Consider the following 11,812-nt stretch of genomic DNA (forward strand, 5'->3'; position numbering starts at 1 on the left):
CACAGGGAATAGTGGGGTCATGTCGACCGCACATGTGCTGCTTGGTGTCCTTGCCGCTCAGGGGGTCAGCCATGGTTATGAGCTCAAGCGTGAGCATGACCGCAGGCTGCTCGGGGTCCGGCCGTTGGCTTTCGGCCAGCTGTACACGACGTTGGCTCGGATGCTGCGCGACGGGTACATCGTGGAGGCGGCCCACCAGCGCGTCGGCGGGCCGGACCGGGTGGCCTACCGGCTCACGCCGGAGGGCAGGACCGCGCTCGACGGGTGGCTGAGTCGGGCCGTACCGCCTGCGGTGCATGTGTCGGGCGAGCTGTTCGTCAAGGTCATCGTCGCGTTGCTCGCCACGCCGGACGAGGCGACCGCCCGGTCGTACCTGGCCGCGCAGCGTGCCGCCCACCTGGCCCGGATGCGGGAGTTGACCGCCGTCAAGACCGGCGGCGGCGCCTCGGTGACGGAACTGGCCGCCGCCGACTACCTGCTCAATCACCTCGATGCCGACCTGCGCTGGATGGCGACCACGGTGGACCGGATCGGTCAGCTTCGCGCGGAGGTACGGTCATGAGCGCACCGATCCTGCACGCCGAGCACATCGAGAAGTGGTACGGGCCGACCGCGGCCCTGCGCGACGTGTCGGTGAGCATCGACAAGGGCGAGATCGTGGCGGTCACCGGCCCGAGTGGCTGTGGCAAGTCGACGTTGCTGCACTGCCTGTCCGGCATCCTGGCTCCGCAGCGGGGCAGCGTGCGGTTCCAGGGGCGGGACATCGGCACCGCCGGCGAAGCGGAGCGATCCCGGTTGCGTCGTACCGTCTTCGGGGTGCTCTTCCAGTTCGGTCAGGTCGTGCCGGAACTGACCGGGATCGAGAACGTGACCCTGCCGCTGCAACTCGGCGGCCACAGCTACCGGGACGCCGCGGTACGGGCCCAGGCGTTGCTCGACCGGCTGGGCGTCGGCGACCTGGCCGGTAAGCGGCCCGGCGAGATGTCCGGCGGTCAGCAGCAGCGGGTGGCGTTGGCCCGCGCTCTGGTCACCGAACCGCAGGTGCTCTTCGCCGACGAACCGACCGGGGCGCTGGACAGCCTCGCCGGTGAGCAGGTGATGGTGGAGCTGGTCCGGCTGGCCCGGGAGCACGGCACGACGGTACTGGTGGTGACCCACAACGCGCAGGTGGCCGCGTACGCGGATCGGGAGATCACCATGCGCGACGGCCGCGTGGACAGCGACGGACGCAGCGACAGCTATGGCCCGGACGACGGCGGCGGTGGTCGGGGTGACGGTGACCGGCGGGTCGTGCTCCGCGGGGAGGTGCGGTGAGACCGGGCAGCCTGTTCCGTCTGGCCTTCGTCGGCACCCGCAGCGACCGGGCCCGGGTGCCGGTTACCGCCGCCGGAGCGGCGATCGCGGTGCTGGTGCTGCTCTGCTGCGCCACTGTGCTCAGCATCGAGTCGGCTGCCGGGCGCTACCACAACCGGATGCTCACCCAACCGGGCCTCCTGCTCAACGTCGCGGTGGCGATGCTGCTGTGCAGCATCCCGATCCTGTTCCTGGTCGCCCAGTGCGCTCGACTCGGGGCACCTGCCCGCAACCGCCGACTGGCGGCCCTGCGGATGGCCGGCGCGACGCCGAGGCAGATCACCTGGGTCGCCGCTGTGGAGACCGGGCTGGCGGCGATGATCGGCTCGGTGGTCGGCGTGGTCGGCTACCTCGTCGGGCGGGTGCTGCTCGACCGCCCGGACCCCGCCGGGGTACGGCCACTGCCGACGGACGTGCTGCCGTCGGTCACGGCGATCGTGGCCATCGCGGTCGCGGTGCCGTTGCTGACCACGCTGCTCACCGTCGTCCTGCTGCGTCGGGTGGCCATCACCCCGTTCGGGGTGCTGCGGCAGAGCCGGCAACAGCCGGTACGGGCCTGGCCGACCCTGCTGCTGGGGCTCGGCCTGGGCGGCCTGGTGTCGATAAGTGCGGTGATGCGCAGCGAGTACGTCCGGCAGGGCGGGTTCGGTGCCAACCGTGACGACCTGTTCGTCATCGCGCTGCTCGGCTGCACTGTCGTGATGCTGCTCGGTCTGATGTTCACGGTGGCCTGGATCGGCTACCGCAGCGCCCGGCTGCTGCTGCGGGTGACCCGGCGACCCAGCGCATTGATCGCGGCCCGGCAGATCCTCGCCGACCCGCATGCCGGCAGCCGCAGCTTCACCGTCATCCTGGTCGTCACCGCCTTCGGTGCCGCCGCGATGATGCTGCACTCCTGGCTGGACACCGAGGTGGCGGTGCGGACGGCCGCGATGCTGGACCCGGCGCTGGGCTACGACACCCCGCCCCTGGATCTCGGGGGCACCGCGGCCTTTCGGTCGGAGGTCCGTACCCTCGTCGACGCGGTGCTTGTCAGTCTCATCGGGGTGGCCGCGCTCACCCTGCTGATCGCCCTGGTCGAGGCCGGGGTGGCCCGTCGCCGGGCCATCGCCGCACTGGTGGCCGGCGGCACCCCGAGGGCGGTGTTGGCCCGTGCCCTGTGTTGGCGGGTGCTGCTGCCGGCGGTACCCGGCATCGCCATCGCGGGCCTGGTCGGACTGGCCGGAATGCGGGCCTTCACCACGACCGCCACCGCGGGTTGGGGCCGGACGGTCTGCGTCGGCACGCCGGCCGAGTGCGCCGGGCCGGACGCCGAGCGTCACCTGGAGTATCGCGAGGTCACCCACACCCTTCAGGCCGCGGTGCCCTGGGCCGACATCGTCGCGGTGATGTCGATCGCGCTGCTGGCCGTGCTCCTGGTGATCGGGGCGAGCGTGCTGATGCACCGCTCCACCACCGATCCCGCCGAACTGCGGGCCAGCTGAGCCGCTGACCGGCCGGGCGATCGAGCCGGTGGGGGACAGGCCCGAGGCTTCAGCGGGGTGACCAGGGGACTGTCCTTTGTGGCCGATCCGGGTGCGGAGGCGGGCCACGGGTGTCATAGGCTGCCGTCCGGTCGTGAGCCGGTCGAGGAGTAAGATGGCACGCACTGTCCGTAGTCCGTTGCGCCGGCTTGCCGCCCGGTGCCAGGCCGTCGTCGGCGCCTCCTGGTTCAATCTGGCCAGCTTCGCCGTGGTCATCGTCAACGCGATGGCGTTGGGCCTGGAGACGTACGGCGGGGTGGTGGCCATCGTGGGCACCGCGCTGCGGACGGTCGAGTACGCCTGCCTCACCCTGTTCGTGCTGGAACTGCTGGTGCGCTTCGGTGCCCACGCGCTGGCCCCCGGCGGGTTCTTGCGGGACCGGTGGAACGTCTTCGACCTGGTGATCGTGGTCGCTCCGCTGCTGCCCGGCGTCCGGGAGAACGTGACCCTGCTGCGGTTGCTGCGGCTGGCCCGCATCGTCCGCGCGTTCCGGCTCTTCCCGAGCCTGCGGGTGATCCTGGTCGGCATCCGGCGCAGCCTGCCCGGACTGGCCAGCTTCCTGCTGGTCACCGCGCTGCTGCTGTACGGGTACGCGATGCTGGGCTGGATGCTGTTCGGTGTCGCCTACCCGCAGGAGTACGGCAGCGTGGGGCAGGCCATGCTCACCCTGTTCCTGCTGCTGTCGCTGGACGGCATCACCGACACGCTCCAGGCCGGCCGGGAGGTCACCGGCTGGGCGGTGCTGTACTACGTCTCCTACATGGTGGCCGCCTGCTACCTGCTCACCAATCTGCTTGTGGGTCTGGTGCTGACCGCGTTGCAGGAGGCGCATCAGGACGAGCAGGTCGCCGCCCAGCGCAGCGATCGTCCGCCCGGCGGGCACGCCGAGGACGAGCCGTCGGTCCGCGAGCAGTTGGCCCGGGTGCAGGCCATCATCACCGACCTCGAACGACGGCTGCCGGAGCAGGAGCTCATCGGTCCGCCGGCCACCGGCCGGGTGACCGCCGAGGCCGGCACGCTGGTGCTGTCCAAGCCGCGGGTAAGCCAGCGTTCCCGGGCCAGAGGCCGCCGCAAGCGCCGCTGACCACCGCCGCCGGGCAGAGGGCCGTGCAGGGCCGCTCGGCGCTACCGGGTGGCGGCCAACGTCACCGGTACGGAGACCAGCTTGGTCGGGCTGCCGTCGACGGCCGACACCTCGTACGCCTCGATGGTGCCGGGCTGCTCACGGTCCAGCCGGTAGCCGACGGTGACCCGGTAGCCGCCCCGGCAGCCGGTGCCGCAGGTGGCGGTGGTGAACGCGGTGGCCAGCTGCCGGCCGGCGGCGTCGCGTACCCGGACGCTGACGGTCGCCTCGAACACGTCGGCGCTGCCGCTGACGGTGACCGGGCTGCTCACCCGGTCTCCGATGACCGGGTGGGTGACCACGATCGCGGGCAGCAGGTCGGCGTAGTCGACGCGCCCGGCCGGTGCGGCGGTGCCGAAGGCGACCTGCCGGACGGTGGGGAACTGGGTGAGCGTGTAGACCACCTGCGCCTCGCGCAGCCGTGCGGTGCCCGGATCGAGGGCTTCGGGCAGGCGTACCGTGGCCACCCCGGCCTCGATCCGGCTCACCTCGGCGGCGGGCAGCAGGGTGACCAGACCGGTGCTGGCCTCCGCCGGGTTCGGTCCGGCGACCAGTTCGGTCAGTGCCAGCCGCGAGGTGGCGACGGTGGCGGGGCGGGTGCGACGGGTCGGGACGAGACGACCGTCGCGGACGTACCACAGCTCCAGGGTGAGGTTCGCAGGCCGGCTGCTGGCCACGGGCCCGGTGCTCGGCGGCGGGGGAGCGGAGCTGCCCGCCGCCGGCGCGGCGGTGGCGGCCGACGACGCGACGGTGGCGGGCCCGCCGGGCACGGCGCCGGTGGTGGTGGGTACGCCGGTGGTGGGCGCGGCGACGCTGGGTGCCGGGCCGAGCGATCCGGACCGCGACGGCGCGCATCCCACCGCCAGGACCAGCACCACGACGGCAATCCCGGCCGACCGCCGCCGCGCCGTTGTGCCGACCGGGTGCCGGCTCACCCGGCACCGCCGGTGCAATCCGACGAGCCTGCGTCGCACCGATCGGCGTCCAGGCGGTCGGGCAGGTCGAGACGGTCGGGCAGGTCGAGGCGGAACCGGGTGCCGCTGCCCACGGCACTGTGCACGGTGAGCCGGCCGCCGAGCAGTTGGGCGTTTTCCTGGGCGATGGCCAGGCCGAGCCCGCTGCCACCGCCGGAGCGGGCCGGGTCGACCTTGTGGAAGCGGTCGAACAGGCGCGGCAGGTGTGCGGCCGGGATTCCCGGCCCCTGGTCGTCGACGTCGAAGACCACCCGGTTACCGGCCCGCGCGACCCGGGCACGGATCTCGCCGTCGCCGTGCTGCACCGCGTTGGCGATCAGGTTGCCCAGCACCCGTTCCAGCCGGCGCGGATCGGTGCGTAACCGCACCGGCTCGTCGTCGACCTCGACCCGACCCTGCCAGCCTCGGGTCGCCACGATCGCGCGCAACAGGGCCGGTGCGTCCACGTCGGCGACCACGACGGCCTCCTGCCCGGCGTCCAGCCGGGAGATCTCCATCAGGTCCTCGACCAGCCGTCGCAGCCGGACCACGTCCTCGACCAGCAGCTCACCGGCGCGTCGGGCGTCGCCGGGCAGCTGGTCGAGGTGCTCGCGCAGCAGCGAGGCCGCGGCCACCAGAGCGGTGACGGGGGTACGCAGCTCGTGCGCGACATCGGCGGTGAACCGGCGCTGGAGATCCTGCGCCCGACGCAGCGCGACGATCTTCGCCTGCAACGCCTCCGCCATCTCGTTGAACGAGGCGGCCCAGTCGCTGAACTCGTCCCGGCCCCGCACCGGCAGCCGGGTCGCCAGCAGCCCTTCGGTGATCGCCCGGGCCGCCCGGCTCGCCCGCCCGACCGGTTCCAGGGTGCGCTGGGCGAGGGTGTGTCCGATCGCGGCGGCGAGCACCGTCACCAGGACCCAGCCGGCCGCCAGGGCGTTGCGCAGCCGATCGAGGCCGGCGGCGACGTCGTCCTCGCCGGTGATCACGTACAGCTCGGCGGTGGAGCCGGGAATCCGCCCACCCACCACGAGCAGCCGGGGCGGCCCGTCGCTGCGCTGGTAGCCGAGTTGTCCGGCCGCGACGGTGGCCCGGAGCGGCTCGCCCAGTGCCGGCGCGTGCTGCGGATGCGAAGGCCACACGTCACCGGTGACCAGCACCACGTGTCGGCCGCTGCCCTCGAAGCTGGTGAGCAGCTCCGTGCGACGCTGCTCGGTCAACGGCAGGAACTGTCCGGCCAGCACCAGCCGGTACCGGGCGTCCGCGGCGGCGGCGTGCAGCGAGGCGTCGTAGCTGGCCTGCCGCAGCAGCAGGTACGACCCGCCGGCGAGCACCCCGGCGGAGACCCCGGCGACCAGCACGAACGCGACGGTCAGGCGGCGACGTAGCCGGCCGGGACGTACCGGGTCCGTGGCCATCGCCGCCGCCCGCTCAGCTCGCGGTCAGCTTGTAGCCGGCACCACGTACGGTGCGGATCAGGCGTGGACTGGCCGGATCGTCCTCGACCTTGGCCCGCAGCCGCTGCACCGCCACGTCGACCAGCCGGCTGTCGCCGAGGTAGCCCTGCTCCCAGACCCGTTCCAGCAGCAGCTCGCGGGTGAAGACCTGCCCCGGGCGGCGGGCCAGCTCCAGCAGCAGCCGGAACTCGGTGGCGGTCAGCGGCAGCTCGTGACCGTCCCGGCGGGCCACGAAAGCGCCAGGGTCGATCTCCAGGCGACCGATCCGCAGCGGGCCCGGCTCGGGTGCTGCGACGGCGCGGCGCAGCAGCGACCGTACCCGGGCCACCAGTTCGGGCAGGTCGAAGGGTTTACGCAGGTAGTCGTCGGCGCCGCACTCCAGCCCGACCACCACGTCGATGGTGTCGGTGCGGGCGGTGAGCATGAGGATCGGCACCGCGTTGCTGCGCCTGATCTCCCGGCACACCTGCAGACCGTCCAAGCCCGGCAGCAGCACGTCCAACACGATCAGATCGACCGACCCGGCGCGCCAGGCGGCCAGACCCTGTCGACCGTCGGCGGCGGTGTCCACCCGGAACCCGGCGCGGCGCAGCCCGAGGGCGGTGACCTCCCTGATGGAGGCGTCGTCCTCGACCACCAGCACGCGGCCGTCCATGACGTACCCAGGGTAGTCCCGCGCACCCCGGTCGTCGCTCGCCGTGACGGTCGGCGGCGGGTGCCCGAACGCCGGACACCCGTCGCCACTACCGGTCACTACCGCCCCTGCCGATCACTGCTGCCACTGGTGCGCCACGTCGAGGACGATCCGGCTGTGGGTGCCCGGCCCGGCCAGCACGAGGACCCGGAACGGCAGCCGGGCCCGTACGCCGACGGCGAAGGTGCTGTAACCCTCGAAGCTGCCGCCGAAAACCACGTCGCGCAGCGTCTGGTAGCGCAGCACGTTGGCCACGTGGTCACCGACCCGGTACGGCACGGTGGCGAGGTGCTCGTCGTCGTACGCGGGCGCCCGCAACGACACCCGCAGCAGCGCGCCACCCGCGGTGTACGGCGACAGGGCCAGCCCTTCCCCCTCGGTGTACGTCTCGCCGTAGCCGACCGAGTAGCCGGTGACCGTCCCGTCGAACTCGAACACCACCCGGTCGTAGCAGTCGTGCCGGCCGGTGCGTACCTCGGTCAACGGGGCGTCGCTCAGCGCGCCGGCCACCTTGTCCCCGCTGCCCCAGGTGATTCCGCAGTACGGCTCGCCGGTCGCGGTCGCTGCGGCTCTTGTGCCCGCAGTGGCCGTCGTACCGGCGGTGGCCGTCGTACCGGCGGTGGTCAGGAGGACGGCGCACGCCACCGTCAGGGCGGCGAGAGTTCTGCTGATTCGCATCGTGGATCTCCTCTCCGCTGCCGGCCCGCCCGTGCGGGCCGGTGATGCTCGTGGAGTCCACCGTCGACACGCTTCGCCACCGCGCCTTCACCGGGACGTAACAGCCGGGCAACGCCGTGCGGGCGGTATGACACTTCCGCGATGACACCTATTGACTGATGTCTACTAATATCCACGGACATCGATCGCGGTGCGTCGATGCGCCGCGGGTTTCCGCAGGGGAGTACGAGATGATCCGACAGAGACTGCTGCGCGCGGCCACCGTCGCGCTGGCAGCGGTGCTGGCCGCGACGGGGCTGCAGGTGGCCACCGCCGCCAGCGCCTCCGCCGCCCGAACCGTCTACTACGACGCGAGCCGGGCCGGCGAGTTCCGGACCAACTTCGACCAGGCCGCCCAGATCTGGAACAGCAAGGTCAGCAACGTCCGGCTGGTGCCCGGCACCCCCGCCAACGTCACCATCCTGGTCGACACCGGCTGGCCCCGGGCACAGGTCACCGGGCTCGGCTCCGGCCGGATCTGGATGGGCTGGCAGGCAGTCAACCAGGGCTACCACCGCACCCGGATCGCCACCCACGAGTTCGGTCACATCCTCGGGCTGCCCGACCGGCGCACCGGGCTCTGCTCCGACCTGATGTCCGGCAGCAGCGCGCCGGTCTCCTGCACCAACGCCAACCCCAGCGCCGCCGAGGCCAGCCGGGTCAACCAGCTCTTCGCCGGCAGCCGCAGCACCGCCGAGGTCGCCGAGACGTACACCTGGACCGGGGACGAGGCCGGAGGGATCGGCACGCTCGTGGTCAACGGGCGCCCGGCCACCGAGAACTACCCCTGGCTGGTCTACACCTCCGGATGCACCGGCACCCTGATCAAGGCCAACTGGGTGGTCACCGCCAAGCACTGCTCGACCCCCTCCTCGGTGCGGGTGGGCAGCATCAACCGCACCAGCGGCGGCACCGTCGTCGGCGTGAGCCGGGCGGTCAACCACCCGAGCATCGACGTCAAGCTGTTCCAGCTCTCCAGCTCGGTCAGCTACGCGCCGGCCCCGATCCCGACCACCTCGGGCGCGGTCGGCACCGCCACCCGGATCATCGGCTGGGGCCAGACCTGCGCGCCCCGCGGCTGCGGCTCCGCGCCGACCGTCGCGAACGAGCTGGACACCTCGATCGTGGCCGACAGCCGGTGCCTGGGCATCAACGGCCCGTACGAGATCTGCACCAACAACACCAACGGCAACGCCGGCGCCTGCTACGGCGACTCGGGCGGCCCGCAGGTGCGGAAGATCAACGGCGTGTGGAACGTGATCGGTGCGACCAGCCGCGCCGGCAACAACAGCTCCACCTGCGCCACCGCCCCGTCCATCTACGGTGACCTCCCCTCGATCCGCTCCTGGATCAACACCCAGGTCGGCGGTCTGCCCGCCTGACCCTGACACCGCTCGATCACCTGGTGCCCGCGAGCCCGGACAGGGCTCGCGGGCACCACGCCGCTGCGCAGGGCGGCGGGGGCCGGCGGGTGCCGCCGTGGAATAGTGGCTGGTCGTGAAACGGTATGGGGTGCTGATTCTGCCGTCGAGTAACCGGGTGTACTCGGGGGCGGCTGTCGAGTTGACGCGGGCGGAGCTGGAGATCTTCGGCGGGGCGGTGCTCGGCGGGCGACTCGGGGCGGTGGAGACGACCACCGTGGGTGGCGTCCCGTACGTCACGTTCGGTGTCGAGGGCGGGCTGGGCGAGCGGGACGTGGCGTTGCTGAGCAACCTGTCCAGCGCGTACGCGATCTTCGAGTTCGTCGATGATCTGCTGCGTCCGGTGCCGCTGACCCGGCTGGACCGCTACGACGACGACCTGGTCACCATCCAGAAGTACCCGGGCAAGACCAACGAACAGTTCACCAAGCTGCTGCTCAACGTCACGCTGCTCGCCTCGACCTGGGCCGACGAGCTGCTCACCCGGCGGTTCCGGGTGATCGATCCGCTGTGCGGCCGGGGGACCACGGTCAACCAGGCCATGATGTACGGCTTCGACGCCGCCGGCCTGGACCGCGACAGCAAGGACTTCGAGGCGTACCAGACGTTCCTCAGTACCTGGCTCAAGCGCAAGCGGGTCAAGCACCGGGTGCTGGAATCCGGGCCGGTACGCCGGGAACGCAAGGTGGTCGGCCGTCGGCTGCGGCTGGAGGTGGCCGCCTCGAAGGAGGCGCACAAGGCCGGCGACGTGCAGACCGTGGACGTGGTCAACGCCGACACCACCCGGATCGGCGAATTCTTCCGCCCGGAGAGCGTCGACCTGGTGGTCGCCGACGCGCCGTACGGTGTGCAGCACGGCAGTCGTACCGCCGACGGGCTGGCCCGCGATCCCCTGGCCCTGCTCGCTGCGGCCGTGCCGGGCTGGGCGCGGCTGCTGCGCCCCGGCGGCGCTCTCGGCATCTCCTGGAACACCAACGTGGCCCGCCGGGAGGCTGCCGCCGAACACCTGACCGCCGCCGGCCTCACCGTCCTGGACGACGGTCCCTGGCGCACCCTGTCCCACCGCGTCGACCAGGCCATCGTCCGCGACATCCTCGTAGCCCAAAAACCCACCCCCTAGCCCCCCACCCACCCTCCCCGCCCCCACCCCAGCCCGCAGGCACCCCCTGCCCGCCGATCTTGCACTTTCGGTCGCCGTGATGAGGCTTTTGTGGCTTATGCCGCGACACAAAGTGCAAGATCGACGGGGTGGGGGCGGCGGGGCGGGGTGGGGGCGGCGGGGCGGGGTGGGGGAGGGGAGTGGATGTTGACGGGGGTCGGTGGGGGTGGGAATATCGACTGTTGTGAGTGTTAGCGCTCACAGTTCTGGTGTGCGCTGGGGACTAGTGGCAGGAGTGGGGATGAGGATGAGGGTGCGATGGCTTGCGGTGGTGGCCGCGGTCGGTCTCGCGGTGAGTGCGGCGGTGACAGCGGCGGGCACCGCCAGTGCGGAGTCCAACGGTGGGGTACGGGTGATGCCGCTCGGTGACTCGATCACCGAGGGCACCCAGATCCCGGGCGGCTACCGGATCGGCCTGTGGCAGCGCCTGGTCAACGGCCGATACACGGTGGACTTCGTCGGATCGCAGTTCAACGGGCCGACCAGCCTCGGTGACCGGGACCATCAGGGGCACCCCGGCTGGCGCATCGACCAGATCGACGCCAACATCGTCAACTGGCTGAACACCCAGCGACCGCAGACCGTGCTGCTGCACATCGGCACCAACGACATCCTGCAGAACTACAACGTCAGCAGCGCACCGAACCGGCTCTCCACCCTGATCGACCGCATCACCAACACCGCCCCCAACGCGGAGGTGTTCGTCGCGCAGATCATCACACTGTCGAACACCAACCAGGCGGCGGCGGTACGCACCTTCAACGCCGCGATTCCCGGCATCGTGCAGAGCAAGGTGAACGCGGGCAAGCGGGTGCACCTGGTCAACATGCACGCCGCCCTGACCACCGGCGACCTGATCGACGGCGTCCACCCGACCGCCAACGGCTACGACAAGATGGCCGCGGTCTGGTACAACGCCCTGCAGTCGGTGCCCGGCAGCATCGGCACCCCCGGCAACGGCGGCACTCCCACCCCCACCCCGGTTCCCACCGCCGGCGCGATCGTCGGCAACCAGTCCGGCCGGTGCGTCGACGTGCCGGGCTACAGCACCGCCAACAGCACCCAGTTGCAGCTGTGGGACTGTCACGGCGGCACCAACCAGCAGTGGAGCTACACCTCCGGCCGGGCGTTGACCGTCTACGGCAACAAGTGCCTCGACGCCGAGGGGTACGGCACCTCCCCGGGCACCCGGGTCACCATCTACGACTGCCACGGCGGGACGAACCAGCAGTGGAACCTCAACGCCAACGGCACCATCAGCGGCGTGCAGTCCGGCCTCTGCCTGGACGCCAACGGCGGGGGCACCGCCAACGGCACCCGGCTCGTCCTCTGGACCTGCAACGGCCAGGCCAACCAGCAGTGGAGCCGGCGGTAGTCAACACCACCGGCCCCACGCTCTGACCCGGCCCGGT

General features: G+C 71.7%; 11 protein-coding genes. 7 read left to right on the plus strand and 4 right to left on the minus strand.

Annotated features, from left to right (window positions below; translation table 11 throughout):
- Nucleotides 1-19: 19 nt before the first annotated feature.
- The 4 genes from VAB18032_RS15335 to VAB18032_RS15350 all read left to right on the plus strand — a co-directional run bounded on the left by VAB18032_RS15335 (nucleotide 20) and on the right by VAB18032_RS15350 (nucleotide 3,960).
- Entirely contained in the window at nucleotides 20-562 is a 543-nt protein-coding gene (locus VAB18032_RS15335; RefSeq protein WP_043720794.1) for a PadR family transcriptional regulator, read from the plus strand.
- On the plus strand, nucleotides 559-1,314 hold the full coding sequence (locus VAB18032_RS15340) for an ABC transporter ATP-binding protein (RefSeq protein WP_013733776.1): 756 nt from the start codon (nucleotides 559-561) through the stop codon (nucleotides 1,312-1,314). The genes VAB18032_RS15335 and VAB18032_RS15340 overlap by 4 nt, the downstream gene beginning before the upstream one ends.
- A complete protein-coding gene (locus VAB18032_RS15345; RefSeq protein ID WP_013733777.1) occupies nucleotides 1,311-2,837 on the plus strand; it encodes an FtsX-like permease family protein in 1,527 nt (508 codons plus the stop codon). Before VAB18032_RS15340 ends, VAB18032_RS15345 begins: the two co-directional genes overlap by 4 nt.
- 154 nt (nucleotides 2,838-2,991) lie before the next feature.
- On the plus strand, nucleotides 2,992-3,960 hold the full coding sequence (locus tag VAB18032_RS15350; protein ID WP_013733778.1) for an ion transporter: 969 nt from the start codon (nucleotides 2,992-2,994) through the stop codon (nucleotides 3,958-3,960).
- 41 nt (nucleotides 3,961-4,001) lie between these two features.
- Here VAB18032_RS15350 and VAB18032_RS15355 read toward each other — a convergent pair whose 3' ends face one another.
- The 4 genes from VAB18032_RS15355 to VAB18032_RS15370 all read right to left on the minus strand — a co-directional run bounded on the left by VAB18032_RS15355 (nucleotide 4,002) and on the right by VAB18032_RS15370 (nucleotide 7,781).
- The gene (locus VAB18032_RS15355; protein WP_232510812.1) at nucleotides 4,002-4,877 is read right to left on the minus strand and encodes a Gmad2 immunoglobulin-like domain-containing protein; all 876 of its coding nucleotides are present in this window, start codon (nucleotides 4,875-4,877) and stop codon (nucleotides 4,002-4,004) included.
- A 53-nt stretch (nucleotides 4,878-4,930) separates the two neighbouring features.
- The gene (locus VAB18032_RS15360) at nucleotides 4,931-6,370 is read right to left on the minus strand and encodes a sensor histidine kinase (RefSeq protein WP_013733780.1); all 1,440 of its coding nucleotides are present in this window, start codon (nucleotides 6,368-6,370) and stop codon (nucleotides 4,931-4,933) included.
- A gap of 13 nt (nucleotides 6,371-6,383) precedes the next feature.
- Entirely contained in the window at nucleotides 6,384-7,064 is a 681-nt protein-coding gene (locus VAB18032_RS15365) for a response regulator transcription factor (protein WP_043720799.1), read from the minus strand.
- A gap of 114 nt (nucleotides 7,065-7,178) precedes the next feature.
- The gene (locus VAB18032_RS15370) at nucleotides 7,179-7,781 is read right to left on the minus strand and encodes an AMIN-like domain-containing (lipo)protein (RefSeq protein WP_013733782.1); all 603 of its coding nucleotides are present in this window, start codon (nucleotides 7,779-7,781) and stop codon (nucleotides 7,179-7,181) included.
- 230 nt (nucleotides 7,782-8,011) lie between these two features.
- On the opposite strand from VAB18032_RS15370, the gene VAB18032_RS15375 reads away from it, so the two are divergent.
- The 3 genes from VAB18032_RS15375 (at nucleotide 8,012) to VAB18032_RS15385 (ending at nucleotide 11,775) form a co-directional block, all read left to right on the plus strand.
- Complete coding sequence (locus VAB18032_RS15375; RefSeq protein ID WP_013733783.1) at nucleotides 8,012-9,202, plus strand: snapalysin family zinc-dependent metalloprotease; 1,191 nt, start codon at nucleotides 8,012-8,014, stop codon at nucleotides 9,200-9,202.
- A gap of 115 nt (nucleotides 9,203-9,317) precedes the next feature.
- On the plus strand, nucleotides 9,318-10,361 hold the full coding sequence (locus VAB18032_RS15380) for a TRM11 family SAM-dependent methyltransferase (protein ID WP_043720803.1): 1,044 nt from the start codon (nucleotides 9,318-9,320) through the stop codon (nucleotides 10,359-10,361).
- A 280-nt stretch (nucleotides 10,362-10,641) separates the two neighbouring features.
- Nucleotides 10,642-11,775, plus strand: coding sequence for a ricin-type beta-trefoil lectin domain protein (locus VAB18032_RS15385; protein WP_043720808.1), 1,134 nt, complete (start codon nucleotides 10,642-10,644; stop codon nucleotides 11,773-11,775).
- Nucleotides 11,776-11,812: the final 37 nt, after the last annotated feature.

Source organism: Micromonospora maris AB-18-032 (assembly GCF_000204155.1).
GTDB classification, from domain to species: Bacteria; Actinomycetota; Actinomycetes; order Mycobacteriales; family Micromonosporaceae; genus Micromonospora; species Micromonospora gifhornensis.